Genomic DNA, 20,602 nt, shown 5'->3' on the forward strand with positions numbered 1-20,602 from the left:
GGAAGGACGAGCTGATCGACACAGACGACACATCGGCCGTTGCCGCCGGTGGCCGGGTCGAATCGGGACTGACACACGTTGCACCGGGGCCGCCGAGGGCCAGCCGGACGCTTACGCTGGGACACGTCACTACCTCTCTCGTCACGAGCAGGGGGAAGACAGAGAGGGGCGGGGCTGCCGTCCGCCAAGATCAGACAGCCCCGCCCACACTTGAAGCGGCTACGCAGCCGCCTTCTGCTTGCCGGCCACACCAGCCGGAGCACGCAACGCGGTAGCCCGCAGGGAGTACGCCATCCGGCCGTTGTTCGCCACGTACGGCGTGACCGTCATGCCCTCGAACTCCACCGCCTCGAACGGCGCACCGGTCGGCGGGACGGGCTGGTAGTCAGCCGAGATCTTCACCGTCGTCTCCCGCGACCGCTTCCCAAGCTCCGGGTCCAGGTCCATCACCCGGACCTGCCACACCCGCTGACCGGTCAGCTTGTCCTTCGCCGGGCTGCGCCGGCCGGTCTTCTCGTCGTAGTCCTCCACCTCACCCAGCGACTCGGGCACCAACGCGCACCCCGCCGGGAACACGTCTTCACAACGCACGGCGAACCTCGTACCGCCACGCAGAGCCATCGCTCAGACCTCCACCTGTCGCCCTGGCTGGCTTGACTAGCCAGGTAATGTGGATCAAAGGTAGGCCGGCTTGGCTAGTCATGTCAATGACAGTTGGGGAACTTTCCTAGCTTGGCTAGTCAGCGGTAGTGTCCGGTCATGAGTCTTGACCCTGATGACCCGCGCACTCCCTCGCAGCAGATCGCCGCCGCGCTCCGCGCCGAGATCAAGACAGGCAAGTTCGCCCCAGGCGAGAAATTGCCGTCACAACACGATCTCGTCGAACGGTTCAGCGTCGCCCGCGAGACGATCAAGGCAGCGCTACGCAAGCTGCAAGACGAGCGGTTGATCGTCACCCGCCAGGGCAGCGGCACCTTCGTCCGCGCCAACACCGAACGGCCGGTCGGACTACGGCCGCACGTCGAACGCGCCTTCGAGGCCACGAACGTCACGATCGACTTCGCCGGCTTCTCCGGAGAGACGCTCTACAACGCCATCCAAGAAACCCTGGACAAGGTACGCATCGGCCGACTCACCCCGGAGTCGATCCGACTGCGAGTGCTGATCTCCGACATGACCGCACCGATGGCGATCCCCTGCCGCGCCGAGGACCAGGCCGACGACCCCGCCATCCGCGCCCGAGCCCGCCGGATCACCGACCGATCGATCCACGCCGTAACCGACGCCGTACAGGAACTCGCAGACCTGGGCCTGGTCAAGACCGCCACCGCCGACGTACGGGTACACAAGGCAGCCCCGTTGTTCAAGCTCTTCATCATCAACGAGCAGGAAGCGTTCTTCGGCTTCTACCCGGTCGTCGAACACACGGTGATGATCGACGGCAAGCCGATGGCGATCTACGACGCGATGGGCAAGGACGCCATCCTGTTCCCGTTCACGCCCAGCGACGAGGACTCCTCCAACGACGCCCTCTACGTGGAGCAGGCCCGCGCCTGGTTCGACAGCATGTGGGGAACCATCGCCCGCGAGTACGCATCGTGAGCCGTACCGACCTTGCCGCCGTCGTCGGCTGCGCCCGCGTCGTCCTGCTCGACTTCGACGGACCGGTGTGCAGCATCTTCGCCCAGCGCCCCGCGTCGACCGTCGCCCATGAACTGCGCCGCCTGCTCGTCGACCAGGGCGTGACGCTGCCCGCCGAGATCCTGCACGAGCCCGACCCGTTGGCCGTTCTACGGTTCACCGCGACACTCGGGCGGCCCGCCGTCGCCCGCCAGGTCGAAGAGGCGCTGTGCCGCGAGGAGGTCACCGCGGCCCGTACCGCCGAGCCGACCCCGTACGGCCGTGAGGTCATCGTGGCCGCGCACCAGACCGGCCGCCGGGTCGCCGTGGTGTCGAACAACTCCGCCGGTTCGATTCACGCCTACCTGACCGGTCGCCGGCTTACCAGCTATGTCCACCCGGTCATCGGCCGCGCCCCCGCCAACCCCGACCGGATGAAGCCGAACCCGGCCCCGGTCCTGGACGCCGTCCGGGAGCTGCACGCCGACCCAGAGCATTGCGTCCTGGTCGGCGACTCGCTCAGCGACATCGAAGCGGCCCACGCCGCCGGGGTCGCCTCCATCGGGTACGCCAACAAGCGAGGCAAACGCGAGCGGTTCGCCGCAGCGGACGCCGTTATCGACAGCATGGCCGAACTGGTAGCCGCCTTCGCCGTCGACGAGCTGTAGCACCCTCAGCACCCCCGCACACGAGCGCCCCGGTCGAACATTCCCGGGGCGTTACTCCTGCCCCTAATCGACGTGCGGCACCCGCCCCGCGAGGTAGTCCGCGATCTGCCGCCGCATCGTCGGGTGGATGTCCAGCCCCGCCAGCTCAGCCGGCAGGAACCAGGCAACGTCACTCGCCTCGTCGCTCGCCGCCGGAGCCCCGCCGATGGGCCGGGCCAGCAACGTCACCTCGTACTCCTGACGAACCTCACCATCGGAGTACGCCACGATGTGCCCCGGATCGGAGTAGACGCCAACGATGCCGGTGACCTCGACCTCGACCCCGGTCTCCTCCAGGGTTTCCCGGACCGCGCACTCTGACGGAGTCTCGCCGATCTCCATCTTGCCCATCGGCAAAGCCCACTGGTCGGTGTCGCGTCGCCGTTGCAGCAGGATCGCGCCATGGTCGTTGACCGCCAGCACCCCGCAAGCAGGAACGAGCGTGTTCGCCTTCGGCGCGTCCGGATCGTTCCAGTGCTCGACGCGACCCATCCTCAGACCTCCGTCCCCAGCCACGGCACCGCCGTAGCCCACACCCGGTCGAAGGTGGCCGTGTAGTGGTCGAACAACCCGCCACCGTCGACCTTACGGAGATGGAACGTCGGATTGGCCGACGCCGCCTCACCGTACGCGTGCGGGTTAGTCAGGATCTCGTCGTCGTACCGGAACAGGCTCGCGTAGAGCGTGGTCGGATGAAGCCGAATCTCGCACCTGTCCACGCCAGCAAGCTCCCGGTAGTACGTCAAGGACGCCCGGATCTTCGCCGCCAGCGTGCCGCCAAGTCCCTCCTCACGATCCCGGACCGCAACCGCGTCACTGGTCGGATCGCCGAAGCACAGCCGGACTTGCACCCCGGCCGACAGCCGATCGGCGAGCATGCGCGCCACCCGAGGCTGTGTCTGAGCGAAGAACGTCCCGGAGAACACCAGCACGTCAATCCGCTCCTGGGCCTCCGTCAGCAGTCGTAGCCACGTCTCACGCGGCACCGACGCCCGATCCGGGAACACCTCGATCAACTCCGCGCGGCTGGCGTCATCCCGCTTGCCAGCGACCGAAGCGAGCACAGCAGGCCACAGGTACGCCTCTTCCGCACCCAACCGCCGCGCCGTCGCCCACCGATGCCGCCGATGCGGAACGCGGCCCAGGCTGATCCACCGCTCCACCGTCTTCGGATCAACACCGCACTCATCGGCCAGGTCCTCAACCCGTACGCCACGACGGACCATCACCGTCCGCAGACGTTCGTTCATCTCCCCATTGGACGTCTCCGCTACAGGACGTTTCAAGCCCGTCACAGGACGTTTCTTGACGCCCCCAGACGTCGACCGACAGTCCACCAGGGCGGATGCGCCGTACCCGCCACCAGCCGTTGACTACACACCGTCGTACGGAGTTGTCCGTGTCTTCGTGCCCGCCGTAACGGCCGCGAGGGCAGGTGAGTACGACACCAACGGTCGGGGTGCGGGCCTTCCCCGTCAGCTCGCGCCCCGACCCTCAGATCCGAAGGAGAACGGGACGTGTCCGGACACCGACGCTCCGGGGAGTGGCCGCCCCGAAACTCAATCACCCCAGGGGCAAGCCAACATCCATCGTGGATAGCGGAGCCGACCGAGCAAGACAATCGATTCGTCCTGCACATACCCTTTTTCGCCTCTGACATCGGCGCCGCCTTCAAGCGAGCGGGGTTAGTCGCCGACGTCTTGATGTTCCTGCCTCACTTTGAGCAAGGCGAGAGTACCGTCACATACGAGGGCGACCAAGACAATCACTACAGCATAATCTGTGATCGGCCGTTCCCCGACGGAATCCGCTGCCCCCTCCACCGCTGCCACTCAGGCGAATGCCGCCCCGTTCGAGAAATCGGACGTTGAAGACCCAACCTTCTCGTTAGCGGACCCTCTGTTACGTTTTCAGGACGACCCTAAACGGGGCCACACGCGCCGCTAGCTGGGCATGCATATGGCCCCGCTGTCCCTCCGTGCCGGCCAGGCAACGTGCCCAGTGGATGGCGCAAAGGGCGGATGGCCGGTACCGCCACAGACCGATCGGTCTGGGAACGTAGTGACGGTTCATCGCCGGCACCCGGCCGCACGAGCGACACGGCGCGGAGAAGGGCACACCGGATCCACGCGGCCGGTCACGGCCGTTGGGGGTACACCGTGACGTCAAGGTCTAATTGACGTGGCAGGACGGCCGGCGGTCCGCCCCCGAGGACGGCTTGACGGCAGACGGGATGACGATGCATCCCTAGGAATACGTTGTGGAAGTTTGTTCGTATGTGGTTGGCGACTCAATTGTATCCAAGACCTCGGCTGCTGCGTAATAGAGCCGTCCGCCGCGTCCGTGCGGGCCGATGTACTCAAGCCACCCGTAGCTGGCTGCCCTGTCTAGCAGGTTACGGGCTCCCTGAAGAGTCCCACCAATGTTTCCCTGCACCCTCTTGGCCGTTATGAAGGGGTTTTGGAACATGAGAGGAATAAGGGCGCCTACTCGCGATCGGTCATCCCTGCACTGTCGATAGTATTTTTCACGCAAAGCAACTAGCTTCGTCGCCCTTGTTGCTGCATCTGCAGATTGCTCTTTGATGGCTTGGCAGAAAAATTGAATCCAGCCCTGGATCGAGCCAGACTCCCTTACTGCTTGAAGATGATCATAGTATTCACGACGGTGCGTCTCAAGATATCCCGACAGGTACAGGAGTGGCGCAGCCAGACGTTGTTCCTGTATCAACTGGAGTACTATTATTAGGCGGCCAATTCTTCCATTACCATCCAAGAATGGGTGAATAGTCTCGAATTGATAATGCATCAATGCACTGCGCACAAGCAGGGGAATCCTGCTATCCTCATTGACAAATCGTTCCCAGTCAGTCAGAAGTTCGGGTAGATGCTCCGGCAAAGGGGGGACAAATAAGGCATTCGAAGGAGTGGACCCCCCGATCCATACCGGGGAGCGCCTAACTTCTCCCGGCAAACGGTCGTCACCTCGAACGCCTTCCATTAGCGCCTCATGCACTTCTTTGATGAGTCGCATAGTGAGGGGAAGCGTGTTAATCAAACGAAGTCCCGCCCGTGTCGCCGAGAGGTACCGCCCCACTTCGGCAATGTCATTGGTTCTTTCTGACGCGTCCTCTTCTGCCTTCAAGACCTCAGTCAGCGAAGCGTTCGTTCCCTCAATGCGAGAACTCGCTATAGCTTCGCGAGTCAGGAAGGGACCGACCAATAGTTCTGGCTGAGAAATAAGTCGCCCTAGACCCTGGAGGCGTCCGAGTGCATTATCCGCCTCCGACAGGAGAAGGACCGTATCATTGTCAAATGAAAGCATGCGAGGTAGTGGCTCAGGCATATAGTAGGTAAAAGCCCACTTGTCACCCGGCCGTTGGGTAGGGTAACCAAAGGGAGTCTTGCCATAGTTCGCGGCTTCCATGACAGGTTAGTATACCAACAGAACCGCGCAAGTCGTTGGCATATCGCGGCTCCTGCCAACGACCACGGTGCTCCTGTTTGCGTGAGCGTTCAAGGGGCCAAGTGTCGTTGGCATGTCACGGCTCCTGCCAACGACCACGGTGCTCCTGTTTGCGTGAGCGTTCAAGGGGCCAAGTGTCGTTGGCATGTCACGGCTCCTGCCAACGACCACGGCGTTCCTGTTTGCATGAGCGTTCAAGGGGCCAAGTGTCGTTGGCATGTCACGGCTCCTGCCAACGACCACGGCGTTCCTGTTTGCATGAGCGTTCAAGGGGCCAAGTGTCGTTGGCATGTCACGGCTCCTGCCAACGACCACGGCGTTCCTGTTTGCATGAGCGTTCAAGGGGCCAAGTGTCGTTGGCATGTCACGGCTCCTGCCAACGACCACGGCGTTCCTGCTTGCATGAGCGTTCAAGGGGCCAAGTGTCGTTGGCATGTCACGGCTCCTGCCAACGACCACGGCGTTCCTGCTTGCATGAGCGTTCAAGGGGCCAAGTGTCGTTGGCATGTCACGGCTCCTGCCAACGACCACGGCGTTCCTGCTTGTGCAAGGGAAAGCTGCGAGCCATGGCAACCCCTGGTACAGCATGGGAGCAGGACGCCATGTGGTAACCGGGAGTTCAAGTCGGTCAGCAGGTACAGGGTTGTCCAGGTCAACACTGGCTGGTTGTCGGCGGATGACACGCTCAACGAGCTTGTCCATCTCATCCAACGGCGCCAGGTCGAGGGACTGTCGACAGCAGCGCTGACAGCAACCAGGCAGGACGGCAGCGCGCGAGTGCGGGCCGAGACGGACGAGGCTTCGACCTAACGGCCGTTCCCAGAGCGCAATGAACGTGCTGTACCGAGCTTCTAAGCGAGACGTCGACACAGACATCCTGCAAGGCGTCCCTGTCTACACCGCGCGCACTGCCGAAATAGTCTTTTTTGGATCAAGGCACCGCGCTCCGCGCGGTGCGGGCGGCAAGCCCGGCCGGCGGCACGCCGCCCCGGCTGCCTCCGGCGCCGGGGCGGGAAGCCACCGACAGCCGCCGGGGCACCGCCTCTAACAAGGGGAGCATCCCCAACGAGGTCGTGACGGAAGCTGGCGGGGCTGGCCACCGTCGTGGTTGGGGCTTCCGGCTGCCGCGCCAGTCCAAAACACGGACTGGCTTGCCACTGAGTCGCCCGGCCGGCCGCCAACTCCACCGCCAGGACGTGCCCGACCCCATCCTCCACGTCGCCCACCGCCCACGGGAAAGGCCGCCACGGAGCCCGTACTCACTCAGCCTGCGGAGCCTCGCCAGGTCGGCCATGGCCACACTCCAGGACATTCCCGGACCGGCCGTCGACCACCTGCACCTCGTAGGGGTCGCCAGCGTTCGCCCAGACAATCACGTGATCGGAGATGACGCTGACCGAGAATTCGGGATCGACGGCACCGCCAATCACGACAAAGGTCTCCTCCGGCTGCAACCAGAAGTCCTCCCCGAAGGGCTCGACGAAGAGGCAGACCACCTGGTCGCCGACGTTACTCACGGGCAGCCTGCGTCTACCATCCACGCCCGGCAGGGGCTCATCCACAGCCCGGCACCTTAACGCCTACCTGCGCCCGGCCACCCACTGGCCGCCGCGCCACGGAGAGGGCACCACTCACCGGCCCCGTAGCGGGGAGCATCAAGGGGACCGGGTCGCCCATTCCTGGGCCGTCTCTGGGCCGTCTGGGCCGTCACCGGGCCGTCAGACGCCGCCCAACAGTGACCAAGGTCAACCAACAGCACCAGACAAAGAAGCAGGTCACGGCCTTGATCAGGACCGTGACCTGGGGTGCGACGGACGAGTCGACCTGTACGCCGGATTTTGTGACCGGCGCGCACCGTTGCCGGTGGGCGCCGACGGCGGTCATCCATCTCGGCCTACCGTTGCCGGCAGGCTCCAGCGGTCTACCCGCAGACATCGGACGGGCCGCCCTCAATCGCCTGCGCGGGGCTGTCGCCTCTCGGCGATGGCCCTTTCTTGACCTTGCTCCGAGTGGGGTTTACCGAGCCATCCCGGTCACCCGGGATGCTGGTGGGCTCTTACCCCACCGTTTCACCCTTACCGAACCGGTCATTCCACGCGTTTCCGGGTGGAACCACCAGGCTCGGCGGTTTGTTTTCTGTGGCACTTTCCCGCGGGTCGCCCCGGGTTGCCGTTAACAACCACCCTGCCCTGTGGAGTCCGGACGTTCCTCGGCGGCGGGCTCACGGCCCGCCGACGCGACCGCCCGGTCGACTCGTCCGTCGCGTACCCAATGTTAGCGATGATCCGTAAAAGCGATCCACCGGACCCGACTCCACCGGGCGGCACAGCAACCGGGAAGGATGCCGGGTCTCCAGGGGCCCCCGGTCAGGCTCCAACAGAACGGTGAGTAAGGCTGCACCCGAGCTGCTCCTGTCTGGCGGTGTCCAGTTCCGGCCCCTTGGGGCTGACCAGTACGGCTGAAAGGCCCCCGCCGCCGGTGGGGTGCCGTCGTCGCCGGGGATCCAGCCACCCCACCGGACTCTGCCCGAGTGAGTCCTCGGGTCAGGGAGTCGCCGACTCCGGCTCTCATGATGCCCACCCCCGTGAGCAGCCGTCGGGGTTGGGGCATCCGCCGTCAGCCCACCGGGAGCGCCCGGAGCAGCCGCTGGAGCTCTCCGACGCACATCATGTATCCGGTCGGGGTGGGCAGTCGTTCGAGGTAATACTCCAGGTCCGCACCGAGCGAGAACACTCTGGTCGGGGTTCCGGTCTTCCGTGCGTCCTCGATGGCCTTGCCCAGGCCATCGAGGACGGCTGGGTGCCGGGTGCGGTACGACTCGGCCACCAGGTGGTTGCTGCGGTCGGCGGCGAGATAGAACTGCGCCAGGTCCTTGGTGCCGAGGAAGAGTTCATCGGCGCCGGCAGCGCAGATGGCCGACGTGGCGTGGACCGCCGCCGGCGTCTCGATGAACGCGGACAGGGGTATCTCGGCCGGCAGGCCGAGGTGGGGCCGGAGCTTCGCGAACTCCTCGGCATCGTTGAGGAACGGGGCCGAGAGGCTCACTCGCGCCGCCCGGGCGCCGAGCCGTGCCTGCAAGGTCTCCAGCATGACGTGCAGCGCCTGCGGATAGGCGACCGACCTGAGCAGCCACCGTGTGCCGTGCAGGCCCATGTCGGGATTCGGCTCGGGCTGGACCGGGGCCTGCTCCGTGATCCGGGCAGCATCGTCGGAACGCAGATCGAGCATCCGCAGGATCAGTTGCTGGCCCGGCAGAAGCTGCTCGACGTACGTCTGTAGCTGGCCTGCGATCGCCCGCCCGTAGGCGTCGATGCCGGCCGTCCCGCCGTACAGCGCGTCGATCGGGCTGAGGGCCGCGGCCAGGCACAGGAACTCCTCGCGCAGGAAGAACGATTCGACTCGCGCCGCACCCGGGCCACTGGTGTTGACGGTGCGGATGTCATCGAGGTCGGCGATCACCGCGCAGGCCGAGCCGAGCTGCTCCGGTGACGGCATGCTCGTCCCCGTCGGCTCGGTCTCGGCGCTGCCGCCGGAGCCGAAGGTGATCGACTGGCTTCGCAGGTCCAGTGTCACTTCGCCAATGAGCTTGTCGAGGTCGGTCCGGTCGACACGCAGGACGGGGATGCTCTTGGCGCGGCAGATCGACTGCATATGGCCGGTCAGACCGCCCGAGCTACAGACAACCGCGCGGGCGGCCATGATGGCGGCGTACAGCTTCGGGTTGAGGGAGGGGGCGACGAGGATGGAGCCGTCGAGTGGTTCGCCGGTGCGATTGCACGGTCCGCCCACCACCGGCTCGGTGCCGGGGGTGAGCAGGACGCCGCAGATCCGTTGTTCGGTCACGTGACCTCCGTATCTTCATCGGCCGAGATCCGCAGTTGCCCGCGTAACTGCCGTGGTGTAACCGAGATGTCCGTGAGCCGCTTGACCGCCTCCTGAAGGACAGCGGTCCGGATCAGGTGGCCGTGCGCTCCGGCGCGGATGGCGCGGAAGCTGACGGTGGTACGCAGGTGGGCTTCCAGGCGGGCATCAAGACGCACGCGCTCGTCCCTGCGCCTGGCCGCCAGCCGCCTGACCTCAAGAGAGACGGCCTCCTCGAACGCCGGCCGGGTCGATTCACCGGCGACGAGCGTGTGGCAGAACTCGGCAGCGGCCCGGCGCGCCGCGCCGTCGCAGCGCAGTTCGAGTCGTTCGATCAGGTGGGCGGCGACCACGATCGAGTGGTTCTTGATCGCGGCAAGGTTGAACGCGAAGGCGCCGGCGCGGCCGTTGCGCACTATCTCGTCGCCTTCCCGCATCACACCGATCGCGGAGAGCGGGATGATCGGCTCACCGCCGGGTTTCAGGGGGGTTCCCCGGTCGTCGACCTCGATGCCTCGTCCCGTGCGCTGGTGGGGCATGACCACCTGCCTGGTCAGAAGGTTCTTCCAGAGCCGTGAACCGACCTGGGTGTAGTCGGCTTCTCTGCCGACGTTGCACACCACCAGGTCGGCCGGGATGACGCGCCTGGTCGTGGGTGCCGTGACGGTGACGGCCAGCCGGTCTGATCCGACCGGGGCGATCTGCTCGACCTTGCCGATGACGACCTCCACGGAACCGTGGTCCGCGGACAGCGCGTGCTCGACGATCGACGTCGTGTACCGCACGGCACCGACTCGGAGCGCGGCGATCTGGGTGCCGAAGTCGTCGAGCAGGCGGCGCAGTTCGTCGGTCGGGATCCGGTCGATGATCGTCGGGAGGTGTGGTTCCCACGCCTTGGCCACCCGCTCGGTGACGACCTGCTGGTCGATCTCGGGATGGTCGTCGCGCACTGCCGCGCAGGCGGTCTCCCACTCGGCCCGGATCCGCGCCCGGAACTCCTCCCGGTTCTGGTACGGCTCAAGCAGACGCGCGGGAACGGGCAGTTGGACGACGTCGTGCTGGTGATGCTCGGGGTACGCCCGTGGGGTGGTGCCGGACCTGGAGACCAGGTGGATGGGCCCGGTGTGGCCCTGCCGCAGCAGCAGGGCCGCGGAGTCGTACGCGCTGAGCACCGTCCCGACGATCACCACGCTCGCCGGGCGCGGCACCGCCAGGAGTCTGCGGACGCCATCGGTCGAGTACGGGTGCCGGATGAAGGCGTCATGTGCCAGCACGTCGACGGCGAACGCCGGCCACTTGAGTTCCAGGCCGGTCGCGAGCACCACGTGATCTGCCGTCAGGGTCGAGGTGTGCTCGGTGTCAGTCCCGGCGGCGTGCCGGATGGTCGCCTCCACATCGTCGGCGTGGATGCCGAGGTCCACCGCCTCGCCCTCGGCCTCGACAAGGTCGACTCCCGGGTATGCCGCGCGGCGTGCCTCCGCCATCCGGTCGGTCAGGTAGTCGTGATAGATCCGGCGAGGGGCTGGCCCGTGTTCGACGAACTCGAAGTCGGCCCACGGTGCCGGCCAGTGTTGCCGGTCGGCCTCCCGGTTGGCCCAGCGTACGAAGTCGTCGACGTCCTCCCGGAACGCCGACATCCGGCCCGCCTGGATGTTGAAGACGTGATCCCAGGGATTACCGTCCCGGTGATAGGCCACGCCGGCGTACCGGTATTCAGAGCGCCGCTCCAGCATCACTATTTCGAGTGGTGTGCGGGCGAACTGGAGGAGCCGGATCGCGGTGGCGGTGCCGGCCAGTCCGGCGCCGATAATGAGAATTCGCGGGTGACGCATACATGCCTCCGTCGTCGTATCCGGAGCGCGCTTTTCCCAGCTCGCCCGGATGTTCTCGATGCTGAACGGCAGGCACACCGCCACACGAGCGACGAATTCCCATACACGTGGCCCGGCACGCAAAAAACTGCACTCCGGATGTCGCGGGAAAGAAGGGATTCCTGCGTCGTGACCACGACACGGGGAGGTCGGTCATCCATCTCGGCAATTACGTCGCGTCCCTCGGATTGCAGTCCGCCTGCCGGGCAGGGTCCCATCATAAGGGTTCGACCTCCGTCGCGTCAGGCCTTGATCCCCCGAGGCGCAAGATCCACTGGGGACGTTCGGCCGGATTTGCTCAGTCTGGCCGCTAACGTCGTGGACATTCATCTCCGTTCTTGCGGAATACGATGGCGCTCCACCTGCGGAACCTGCGCATCACCAGGTCAGCGGGCAGGTCACCCGATCGCATCCACAATGACGGCATTGAGGGATGGCATCGAGGCCACTAGATTCAGCGGACATGGGACCGCCCACGGAGCCGATCGGATGCATCCCCCGGCGCGACCGTGTGCCGGAAGCCGCCGAGCACATCCTGCCGGAGCCGCTGGGCACGTGCGACGACTGCGGGTTCGCGTCGTTCGGCGACGACACGTCGACATCGCGGGACCGGCCTTCGTGAAAGTCCGCGCCCGGATCGAGGGCACCCAGCTGGCCGACGAGAGACTAGGAGCGTGATGGCATGGCACACATCGACCTAGGGGTGAACGAGAAGGAGTTCCCTGGCATCAGCGGGCCGATGCAATTCCGCCCGGAGACGGCCAAGCCGCTCAACGAGCTGGCCGAGGTGCTCCTCCGTAGTCCGAACACGCTGACGTCCGGCGAACGCGAGCTGATCGCAGCCTACGTGTCCGGCGGCAACGAGTGCCGCTTCTGCTGCGCGTCGCACTCGGCGTTCGCCGCGGCGCAGCTCGACGGCGGCATCGGGGTCGTCAACCTGGTGGTCGCCGACCCGGACGCGGCGCCCATCTCGGCCAAGCTCCGCGCGCTGCTGCGGATCGCCGCCGCAGTACGCGAGGGCGGCCGCACGGTCACCACCGAGCTGGTCGCCGCGGCACGCGCCGAGGGTGCCACCGACATCGAGATCCACGACACGGTGCTGATCGCGGCGGCCTTCTGCATGTACAACCGATACGTCGACGGGCTGGCCACCTTCGCACCCGAGGATCCCGAGCAGTACGCCAAGCGCGCGCAGCGGATCGTCGAGTCCGGCTACGGCGCCTGAGCCTCACCGGGTGACAGCGGTGGGGTGATTGCCGGGCTTGGCCGGCGTGGTGGGGCACGTCCTTCTTGCCGTGCGGCAGGTCCTGGGCGGCGTCCCGGGTGCCGGTCGAGAGGTACGCGGTGCGCGGCGGCGACGCAGTTCGTCCGGGCCGAGCCCGCACGCCCGCCAGGGAGGGATCACCCCCGCGTGCGCGGGGAGCAGACGTCCTGACCAGCAGCTCTAAAGATCAAACACGGTCCGGGGACGCCCGGGGACGGCGAGCGGGAAGTTGCCCGCCGCCCCCGGAGTCAGCCTCACCATTCGGTCAAAAAGCTCTCGCCGAACATCTGTCGCCCGGTGTCACGCTCGACCAGTTCCGTCGAGGCGATGGTCCTACCGGCCGTGTCGAGGGCCCGCACGGTCAACTTGGTGCCGAGCGGGACGGTGAACAGAGCGGCGCCGCGCTGCTGCGGGCTGACGTCGGGCAGCACATTCCCCGCCGCGTCGATCACCGAGTACGAGGCGTCGGTCGCCCGCCCCACCACGAGCAGCCGGTCCGACAACACCGCCCGACCACCGGCCCGCTCCGGAATCCGTACCGTGATCAGATCGGCGGAGTTGGTGTAGCCGGTGGAGACGAGGGACCAATTCTCCCGGTCGGCGTCGGGTGCCGCCGGATCATCCGGGGCAGGATCATCCTGCCCGGCCAGTGCCAGCATGCCCTTCACGCCCGGCCCGACCTGCAAGAGCACCGGTCCCGGGGCGCTCGGGCTGACCAGTACGGCCGGCGGAATCTCGACGCCGGTCCGGATGTCTTCGTCGAAGATCCAGCCGGACCACCGTACCGCCGGGGCGAGATCCCGGGTCAGGGAGTCGCCGAAGCCGGCTCTGCGGGCCAGTTCCCAGTACGACCCGATCGCGGCCGATGCCACGGGCCCGTCGATCGTCGTCGCGCCGACGCTCGGCGTAACAGGTGCGGCCGGCACCGCCGATCCGGTGACCTCGTCGAGCTGGGCGCCGAGCGGAGCCCGGTGCCGGAGCGTCCCATCACAGGTGGCTCGCCAGTACCCGGTCGCCGGCACCCGCTCGTCGAGCGCGTAGTCACCACCCGGCGCCGGTCGCCAGTTCCGCCGGATTCCGTCGGCCACCGGGCCGATCGTCGCGGTCTGCGACACCTCGACCGCGCAGCCGGCCGGGGCAAGGCCCAGGGTGAACCGCACCGACGAGTCGTCGCCCCCCTGGATGGTCTCCGATACGACGAGGAACGGCTCGACCCGCGCGTTCATGATGCCCGCCCCCAGAATCAGCTCCTGGGCGGACGCCCCCCGCCGAGCCATCCGGGTCACCAGGCTGGCCCTCGAATCGGAGTGGTACGCGACGACGACCGATCGGGCCTTCGGAAAGTCGTGTACGAAGAGCACCTTGGCCTCGGGCAGCGCTGCGGCGCCCTGGCCGACCCGGTCCGCCACGAATGCCTGGGTGAGCCCGTCGACCAGTGCCCGGTCGTCGCCGAGGTTGCCCCGGGCCGGGGACTCGATCAGCCGCCAGCTCAGGTCCGAGGTGACCGGATAACCGTTCTCCGGAAACCGGGGGCTCCCCCGTCCGTCACCGGGCCCGGCCGGACCCAGCCCCACTACCCCGGATCCGAGCAGCGCGGTGGTCAACAGCGTCGCCAGGCCACCGCCGATCCCGGCGAACCTGACCCGTCGCCGACGGCGCGTGTGCCGGCGCAACAGCAGCGCGTACGGATCCTCGTCCGGTGCCACCGACTCGGCCAGTCGGGCGAACCCTGCGCGCAGCTCGTCCACACTCATGCGTTCCCCCCAACGATCATGTTCTGCGGTGGACGCGGCGGAGTCGGTCGTACCGCCGACGCCGACGCCGACGCCGACGCCGACGGACGGAACCCCGACGAGTCCTCGCCCGACGCCAGTACCTCGCGTAGCCGGGTCAGCCCCCGGGCCGCCTGGCTCTTGACCGTGCCCACCGAACAGTTGAGCAGCGCCGCCGTGTCCGCCTCGGACTGGTCCTCCCAGTACCGGAGCACAAGTACCGCCCGCATCCGGGCCGGCAACTTCTGCAACGCGGTCATCAGTTCGTCGCGTACCACCACGGTCTCGGTCGCGTCGGGGCGTACCCGGTCCGGGACGGTCGCGGTGAGCAACTCGCGGGAGCCGATCCGACGCCACCGGTTGGTGCGTTCGTTCACCAGGATCTTCCGGACGTACGCCACCGGCTCGTCGAGCCGTCGCCACCGACGCATCGCCTTCAGCAGGGCGGCGTGCAGCAGGTCCTGGGCGGCGTCCCGGGTGCCGGTCAGGAGGTACGCGGTACGCAGCAGGTCGGCGTACCGGACCTCCACGAACTCGCGGAACCCGTCGTCATCCACATGCCGTCCCTTCTGCTGGCCAGTGTCACCGAACAGAACGCGGCAGGTCGCCGGGAAGTTGAGAGGGTGGGCGGATCAGCCTCGACCGGTGATCGATCTCAGCACCACACCCACGACGGCGTCGACGGGGACGTAGCCGTACTGCCGGGAGTCGCCGCTGCCGTCGGGGTTGTCGCCGAGCAGCACCAGGCTGCCGGGCGGCACCAGCGGCCCCGAACCGTCGATCGGAAACGGAACCGGGTCACCGGGCACGGCGGCGACCCGCTTGATGACCCGGCTGTTGCGCAGCCGGTCCTCGGGGGTGACCCATCCCGGTAGCGGCCGGACCGTCTCGGGCAGGTCGACCACGGCCACCTGCCCGCTCCGGACCCGGGCGCCGGGACGGCGGCGTACCAGTAGGCGGTCGCCGTTTCGATAGGTCGGCGCCATGCTGGGACCGCGCACGGTGACCACCAGGTGCCGGCCCCGCAGCCAGCAGAACCAGCCGGCCAGCGCCGCCACCACCGTCACGGCCACGGCTGCGGCCGGCCAGGTCATGCCGGGGCCGCCGCGGCGTAGCCACGGGCCTGGAGGTTGAACAGCCGGGCATAGACGCCGTCGACCGCCAGCAACGTGTCGTGGTCGCCCAGTTCGGCGATCTGGCCGTCGGCGAGTACGGCGATCTGCCCGGCGTCCCGGACCGTGTTGAGCCGATGCGAGATCAGCAGGCTGGTGCCGTTGCCCCGGTGCCTCCGAAGCTGGCTGTGGATCTCGGCCTCGGCCTCGGCGTCAAGTCCGGAGCTGGGTTCGTCGAGGATCAGCAGGTCCCGGTCCTCCCGCAGCAGCGCCCGGGCCAGGGCCAGTCGTTGGCCCTGTCCACCGGAGAGCAGTACGCCGGTGTCGGCGTCCTCGGAATCAATGCCCTCCAGGAACATCCGGGTCAGCATCGTGTCGTAGCCCTTCGGCAGCCGGGTCAGCGCCTCGTGCACCCCGGCCCGTCGCCCCGCCGCCTCGATCCGGTCCCGGTCGCCGAGTAGCGACAGGTCGCCGACCCCGATGTTCTCGGCCGCCGAGAGTTCGTACTCGACGTAGTCCTGGAACACGGTGCCGATCCGCTGCCGCAGTTCGTCGGGATCGAGGTCCCGCAGGTCGACCCCGTTCCACCGGATCTCTCCCCGGACGGGGTCGTAGAGCCGGCAGAGCAGTTTGACGACGGTGCTCTTGCCCGAGCCATTGAGGCCGACCAGTGCGGTGGCCTGCCCGGCCGGGAGGACGAGGTTGACGCCGCGCAGCACCCAGGGCCGGCTGGGCCCGTACCGGAACCAGACGTCGCGGAACTCGATCCCGTCAACCAGCGCCGGCACCGGGGCCGGGGTCGCCGGTACCGGCAGGTCGGGTTCCGTCGTGGTCGCCACGTGGAAATGGTCCATCATCATCAGCGCGTGGTGCACGGCACCGAACTGTCCCACGATGCCCGACAGCCCACCCTGGACCCCGGCCACGGCGGCGACGAAGACGGTCACGTCCCCGATGGTGAGCTGACCGGACCGGGCAGCCAGAACCGCCCAGACCAGGCCGCCGCCGGCCACCGCCGCGCCGAGCAGGGCGAGCATGCTCTGCACCTTCAGGTCCCGACGGTCAACGGACCGGCTGTCGGCGTTCGCGGACCGCAGCTCGGCGAGCATCCTGGCCCGAAAGAAGGCGCCCAGCCCGAAGAGCCGGATCTCCTTCGCCTCCCGGGGCATGCTGAGCAGGTTCGCGTAGAAGTGCTGGCGCCGGTTGGCGTGGCCGATCCGCCACATGGTCGCGGTGCGGAGCCGGCTCAGCAGCAGTTCGGCCCGGATCGTCGGCAGTGCCGCGACGGCCACCGCCAACAGCAGCCACGGGTTGACCACCCAGAGGGTGACCATGAACCCGCCGGTGGTCAGCAGGTCCCGGCCGATTCCGGTGCCATTGGTCACCAGGTCGCCCGGGCTGCTGCTGCCGAACTGCTGGGCGAGCTGGATCCGGGTGTGGAACGGGGGGTCCTCCAGTTTGGTCAGACCCCGCAACCGTTGGTGCAGCGCGCGGTAGAGCCGGTCCACGGCGGCCAGCCGGACCTGCCGGCCCAGTTCCGTCTGGGCGTACCGGGACAGCATGGGCAGCACGACGGTGGCGATCCCGGCCACCGCCAGCGCGCCGGCGAGCCAGACCAGGGTCCGGTCGGCCATGCCCCCGACCAGACCGTCCAGCACCAGCCGGGTGAGCCAGGCCGCCCCCACCGGCGCCAGGCCGGCGGCAACGGTCAACGCGAGCAGTCCAGCGAGGCTCTGCGGAGCCGCCCGGACCGCCAGTCCTGCGGCGGTCCGGGCGTGGCTCCACATCACCCGTGCGGGAAGTGGTTCCGCTCCGGACCCCGCGGCGCCGGGACCTCCGGTCACGCCCCCACCGGTACGGCCACGACGTCCGCGGCGTGGTGGCTGACAACCGTGCCGTTCTCGTCCAGCCGGCCCATCGCGGGGTACCCGGTGATCCTGAAGGCGTCGTGCAGCGGTTCCTTCCGTCCCCGCTCGATCACCACCAGGGCCACCTCCCGGAGTTGCGCCACCATCTCGGCCCGGTCCGCCTCCGTCTCGCCGGACACGACCGCCAGCGCACCCTGTCGCCCGGCCGGCAGCGCGCGGGCCGCCTCGACGAACCGGGGCAGCCACTCTCCGCACGCGGAGCAGGTCGTGGAGAAGAAGCCGACCAGCCCGCCCCGGGCAAGGTCCGCCTCACTGATTCGGTGCCCGTCGATCGTCTCGACGGCGAACGGTGCGGGCCGGCGACCTGGTCCGATCATGAGTTCCGGCTTCGGCGCCGTCTCGGCGAGGGCGACGAGCCGCTCCGAGTGGTCCCGTAGCCGTCGGATCACACCGAGCATGAGCACCAGGTTGAGGAGCGTGACGGCGACGCACACGATCACCACTGCAACGAGGATCATCATCAGTTTTCCTTCGAATTCCTGCTGCACCGATAGGGATTGGAGTCAATGCGGAGACGCCCCGTCGAGCGCGCCCCTGATCAGGGCCGGAATACGCCGAACCGGCTGCCGCCGACCCACGAGCACGGGTACGGCGGCAGCCAGTCAAACGGGACGGTGAACTCCTGGCGAACGCCTTCGGTTATTTGCGACCCACCGCTGCCGCAAGAACCCCTGTCCGGAACGGCTCAACAGCCTGAACAGCGACGCTCACCACCGATTGTGCGCCGTCTAGTCGACGTGGCAGGGGCCGCAGGAGACGTCTCGACCGCTGTTCGCGCAGTAGCACTGCTTGTGCTGGCCACCGCTGCACGGCAGGGTGTAGTAGCACGGACCAGTGTACGGATAGGCCCCACACGGACAGCTCGCTGCCGCGCTGGTGGCGGGCACGAACTTGCTCAGCATCCGATCGCTGAGCTCTTCCAGTTTCCTGAACATCTGCTCCCCTTCCGGTGAACGGGTCGCCGAATCCATACAGGATAGCAATGCGCTGGGTTCCGCGCTCGGCGACGGTTCCGCAACGCTATCAGGATCACTTCCAGACAAGCAACGCTCGTGAATGGATAGATCCCGATCCGCTCGTCGGCGGAATAAGCGTGACGACCGGCCAACGCCGCCGTACGGTGGCGCACGGGCCCATGTGCGCGAGGATGCCAGTGCGCTGGCCAGCACGTCAACCCCTGCGCCACCGTTCCACACCGCCGGACCCGGCTCGACTTCACGGACTGTCACTCGGCCGAACCGTCCACCCTCGGAGTCAATGGCACGGTAATGCGCATGCATTTCTGCGCGCATATCCGCGAGACGGCTCCACTGTGGCACGCCGAGCACGCCGCACCGGCAACGACACCACATTTTCTCAATTCAACACATCGCCACGTCGACCAGAACTGCTGCTTCCGGAACTTCGACGGAATCGTCCAGAGCAGATCCGCGATCGCAACCGGAACCACGTCGAACTTTCTGGGCGAGGAACTGCTTTCGATACTTATCGGTAACCGCCGGGAAGTTCCGCTCTGCTCGACAATGCGCACACCCGGACAGGGCGATGGGAATCGGCCGTACGCGCGATGCTGCCGGGTCACCAATTCCGAGATTCCGGTCCGGACAGCCGGAAGTGCACAACGTCCACCCCGACCAATGGTGGGCTCGCTCCCATCGACGACCTCCGCAGTTCAGCCACCCGGCGCTCGGACCGGACCGGACCGGCGTCAGTTGCGGGCAGTCGACGACTCCGGTCGACAAAGAACGCTTGATCGTCGCCGTAGCCCGGGCCGGGGAAGGACGTACCGGGAAAGCTGGATCATCGTTGCCAGCGGCTCCGCCCCGTTTCCCGATACCGTCGCGGGATTCCGGTGGGCACCGACGCCAGCCGGCCGTGCCTACGAAGCCGAATCCGCGGGGCGGGCCGCGCCGAAGCGGGAGCGTCACGGATCTTCTCGGGCCACTCGGTTCCGCCGCCGGGAAGTCGGAGGAACCGGATCCGATCCCTTGAAAGCGCGCCAACATCCCCGTGCCGGGACAACTGCCGCGATGCGCGCCGTCGAGGAGATCATCGAACGCCAACGGCGACCCGAGATCCTGGCGCGGATACGCACCGGGCGAGATCAATTCGGCCGGCTACCCACCGTAAACATGATCGGCTTTTCTCCGGTGCGCGACGGCAGCCGTCGACCGGCGAGCCGGAGGGCAGCCGCCGACCGACGAGCCGTTAGCCTCGACGATCTATGGAGTTTCCCGAGATGCTGCTGCTGGTCGGCGCGGGGCTCACCGCCGGCACGGTGAACGCGGTGGCCGGTGGCGGCTCGCTCGTCACGTTCCCCGCGCTGATCGCGGTCGGTCTGCCGCCGGTGCCGGCGACCGTCTCCAACTCGATCGCGGTCTTCCCGGGTTACCTGGCCAGCGTGGTCGGCAGCCGGGCGGACCTACCGGAGCGACGCCGGCTGCTCCGGCTGCTTCCGGGAACCGCCCTGGGCACCGCCGCCGGCTGTGCGCTGCTGCTCTCCACCCCCGCGCGGGCGTTCGAACTGATCGTGCCGTTCCTGGTGCTGGGCGCGACGGCCGTACTCGCCTTCCAGGACCAGTTGCGCCGGCTGGTCGGGCATCCCCGGGAGCTCGACCCACGGCGTCGAAGCCGCTCCGTACAGCTCATGGTCGTGCTGGGCGCGGTCTACGGCGGCTACTTCGGCGCCGCGCTCGGAGTCATGCTGCTCGCCGGCCTGGCCCTGTTCCTGGACGAGACGCTGGTCCGGGTCAGCGCGATCAAGAACGTGCTGTCCGCGGTGGTCGGGGTGACCACCACGGCCACCTTCGCCGCGTTCGGCCCGGTCGACTGGGCCGCCGTCGCGCTGGTCGCGCCCGCGACCATCGGCGGCGGGTACGGCGGCGCCTGGCTGGTCCGCCGGATGCGGCCGACCGTACTCAAGGCCGTGATAGTGCTCTTCGGTACGGCGATCGGCCTGCTCCTGCTCTACCGCGCGCTCTCCTGACCCGTAGGGGCGATCC

The 20,602-nt window shown here is 67.5% G+C and carries 17 protein-coding genes and 1 other RNA gene; 4 read left to right on the top strand and 14 right to left on the bottom strand.

Annotated features, from left to right (window positions below):
• Positions 1–219: 219 nt before the first annotated feature.
• Positions 220–621 (bottom strand): transcriptional regulator, encoded by a 402-nt coding sequence (locus H4W31_RS40855; protein WP_192771480.1) that lies wholly within the window; start codon positions 619–621, stop codon positions 220–222.
• Between the two features lie 138 nt (positions 622–759).
• On the opposite strand from H4W31_RS40855, the gene H4W31_RS40860 reads away from it, so the two are divergent.
• Together H4W31_RS40860 and H4W31_RS40865 are read left to right on the top strand one after the other, a co-directional pair.
• Positions 760–1,602 carry a GntR family transcriptional regulator gene (locus H4W31_RS40860; RefSeq protein ID WP_192771481.1) on the top strand — a complete coding sequence of 281 codons (843 nt, stop codon included), beginning with the start codon at positions 760–762 and terminating at the stop codon, positions 1,600–1,602.
• Positions 1,599–2,288, top strand: coding sequence for an HAD family hydrolase (locus H4W31_RS40865; protein WP_192771482.1), 690 nt, complete (start codon positions 1,599–1,601; stop codon positions 2,286–2,288). The genes H4W31_RS40860 and H4W31_RS40865 overlap by 4 nt, the downstream gene beginning before the upstream one ends.
• Positions 2,289–2,351: 63 nt before the next feature.
• Here H4W31_RS40865 and H4W31_RS40870 read toward each other — a convergent pair whose 3' ends face one another.
• The 7 genes from H4W31_RS40870 to H4W31_RS40900 all read right to left on the bottom strand — a co-directional run bounded on the left by H4W31_RS40870 (position 2,352) and on the right by H4W31_RS40900 (position 11,485).
• Positions 2,352–2,819, bottom strand: a complete 468-nt coding sequence (locus tag H4W31_RS40870) for an NUDIX hydrolase (RefSeq protein WP_192771483.1) — start codon at positions 2,817–2,819, stop codon at positions 2,352–2,354.
• Between the two features lie 2 nt (positions 2,820–2,821).
• A complete protein-coding gene (locus H4W31_RS40875) occupies positions 2,822–3,577 on the bottom strand; it encodes an XRE family transcriptional regulator (protein ID WP_192771484.1) in 756 nt (251 codons plus the stop codon).
• Positions 3,578–4,574: 997 nt separating this feature from the next.
• Positions 4,575–5,753: a Fic family protein gene (locus tag H4W31_RS40880; RefSeq protein WP_192771485.1), complete on the bottom strand. Its 1,179-nt coding sequence runs from the start codon at positions 5,751–5,753 to the stop codon at positions 4,575–4,577.
• A gap of 1,298 nt (positions 5,754–7,051) precedes the next feature.
• Positions 7,052–7,354, bottom strand: coding sequence for a hypothetical protein (locus H4W31_RS40885; RefSeq protein WP_192771486.1), 303 nt, complete (start codon positions 7,352–7,354; stop codon positions 7,052–7,054).
• A gap of 249 nt (positions 7,355–7,603) precedes the next feature.
• An RNA gene (gene rnpB / locus H4W31_RS40890) (RNase P RNA component class A) lies at positions 7,604–8,048 on the bottom strand.
• 360 nt (positions 8,049–8,408) lie between these two features.
• A complete protein-coding gene (locus H4W31_RS40895) occupies positions 8,409–9,635 on the bottom strand; it encodes a putative PEP-binding protein (RefSeq protein ID WP_318783679.1) in 1,227 nt (408 codons plus the stop codon).
• Positions 9,632–11,485 (bottom strand): FAD/NAD(P)-binding protein, encoded by a 1,854-nt coding sequence (locus tag H4W31_RS40900; RefSeq protein WP_192771487.1) that lies wholly within the window; start codon positions 11,483–11,485, stop codon positions 9,632–9,634. The genes H4W31_RS40895 and H4W31_RS40900 overlap by 4 nt, the downstream gene beginning before the upstream one ends.
• 721 nt (positions 11,486–12,206) lie before the next feature.
• Here H4W31_RS40900 and H4W31_RS40905 point away from each other — a divergent pair.
• Positions 12,207–12,749, top strand: coding sequence for a carboxymuconolactone decarboxylase family protein (locus H4W31_RS40905; RefSeq protein WP_192771488.1), 543 nt, complete (start codon positions 12,207–12,209; stop codon positions 12,747–12,749).
• 293 nt (positions 12,750–13,042) lie between these two features.
• Here the strand turns inward: H4W31_RS40905 and H4W31_RS40910 are convergent, their stop codons facing one another.
• The 6 genes from H4W31_RS40910 to H4W31_RS40935 all read right to left on the bottom strand — a co-directional run bounded on the left by H4W31_RS40910 (position 13,043) and on the right by H4W31_RS40935 (position 18,535).
• Positions 13,043–14,542 carry a hypothetical protein gene (locus H4W31_RS40910; protein ID WP_192771489.1) on the bottom strand — a complete coding sequence of 500 codons (1,500 nt, stop codon included), beginning with the start codon at positions 14,540–14,542 and terminating at the stop codon, positions 13,043–13,045.
• On the bottom strand, positions 14,539–15,117 hold the full coding sequence (locus H4W31_RS40915) for a SigE family RNA polymerase sigma factor (protein ID WP_192771490.1): 579 nt from the start codon (positions 15,115–15,117) through the stop codon (positions 14,539–14,541). Before H4W31_RS40915 ends, H4W31_RS40910 begins: the two co-directional genes overlap by 4 nt.
• Positions 15,118–15,192: 75 nt before the next feature.
• Positions 15,193–15,654: a S26 family signal peptidase gene (locus H4W31_RS40920; protein ID WP_192771491.1), complete on the bottom strand. Its 462-nt coding sequence runs from the start codon at positions 15,652–15,654 to the stop codon at positions 15,193–15,195.
• Positions 15,651–17,516, bottom strand: a complete 1,866-nt coding sequence (locus tag H4W31_RS40925) for an ABC transporter ATP-binding protein (protein WP_318783680.1) — start codon at positions 17,514–17,516, stop codon at positions 15,651–15,653. Before H4W31_RS40925 ends, H4W31_RS40920 begins: the two co-directional genes overlap by 4 nt.
• Positions 17,513–18,061, bottom strand: a complete 549-nt coding sequence (locus H4W31_RS40930; protein ID WP_192771492.1) for a thioredoxin domain-containing protein — start codon at positions 18,059–18,061, stop codon at positions 17,513–17,515. Before H4W31_RS40930 ends, H4W31_RS40925 begins: the two co-directional genes overlap by 4 nt.
• Before the next feature lie 267 nt (positions 18,062–18,328).
• Positions 18,329–18,535 carry a hypothetical protein gene (locus H4W31_RS40935; RefSeq protein WP_192771493.1) on the bottom strand — a complete coding sequence of 69 codons (207 nt, stop codon included), beginning with the start codon at positions 18,533–18,535 and terminating at the stop codon, positions 18,329–18,331.
• A gap of 1,289 nt (positions 18,536–19,824) precedes the next feature.
• Between H4W31_RS40935 and H4W31_RS40940 the strand changes: the two genes are divergently transcribed.
• A complete protein-coding gene (locus H4W31_RS40940; protein ID WP_192771494.1) occupies positions 19,825–20,586 on the top strand; it encodes a sulfite exporter TauE/SafE family protein in 762 nt (253 codons plus the stop codon).
• The last annotated feature ends 16 nt before the right edge of the window (positions 20,587–20,602 follow it).

Source organism: Plantactinospora soyae (genome assembly GCF_014874095.1).
GTDB lineage: Bacteria > Actinomycetota > Actinomycetes > Mycobacteriales > Micromonosporaceae > Plantactinospora > Plantactinospora soyae.

What these genes read in the sequence shown, in the direction of transcription:
- H4W31_RS40855 (WP_192771480.1), bottom strand. Translation starts at nt 621, where the DNA reads ATGGCTCTGCGTGGCGGTACGAGGTTCGCCGTGCGTTGTGAAGACGTG.
- H4W31_RS40860 (WP_192771481.1), top strand. Translation starts at nt 760, where the DNA reads ATGAGTCTTGACCCTGATGACCCGCGCACTCCCTCGCAGCAGATCGCC.
- H4W31_RS40870 (WP_192771483.1), bottom strand. Translation starts at nt 2,819, where the DNA reads ATGGGTCGCGTCGAGCACTGGAACGATCCGGACGCGCCGAAGGCGAAC.
- H4W31_RS40875 (WP_192771484.1), bottom strand. Translation starts at nt 3,577, where the DNA reads ATGAACGAACGTCTGCGGACGGTGATGGTCCGTCGTGGCGTACGGGTT.
- H4W31_RS40880 (WP_192771485.1), bottom strand. Translation starts at nt 5,753, where the DNA reads ATGGAAGCCGCGAACTATGGCAAGACTCCCTTTGGTTACCCTACCCAA.
- H4W31_RS40900 (WP_192771487.1), bottom strand. Translation starts at nt 11,485, where the DNA reads ATGCGTCACCCGCGAATTCTCATTATCGGCGCCGGACTGGCCGGCACC.
- H4W31_RS40905 (WP_192771488.1), top strand. Translation starts at nt 12,207, where the DNA reads ATGGCACACATCGACCTAGGGGTGAACGAGAAGGAGTTCCCTGGCATC.
- H4W31_RS40910 (WP_192771489.1), bottom strand. Translation starts at nt 14,542, where the DNA reads ATGAGTGTGGACGAGCTGCGCGCAGGGTTCGCCCGACTGGCCGAGTCG.
- H4W31_RS40920 (WP_192771491.1), bottom strand. Translation starts at nt 15,654, where the DNA reads ATGACCTGGCCGGCCGCAGCCGTGGCCGTGACGGTGGTGGCGGCGCTG.
- H4W31_RS40930 (WP_192771492.1), bottom strand. Translation starts at nt 18,061, where the DNA reads ATGATGATCCTCGTTGCAGTGGTGATCGTGTGCGTCGCCGTCACGCTC.
- H4W31_RS40935 (WP_192771493.1), bottom strand. Translation starts at nt 18,535, where the DNA reads ATGTTCAGGAAACTGGAAGAGCTCAGCGATCGGATGCTGAGCAAGTTC.
- H4W31_RS40940 (WP_192771494.1), top strand. Translation starts at nt 19,825, where the DNA reads ATGGAGTTTCCCGAGATGCTGCTGCTGGTCGGCGCGGGGCTCACCGCC.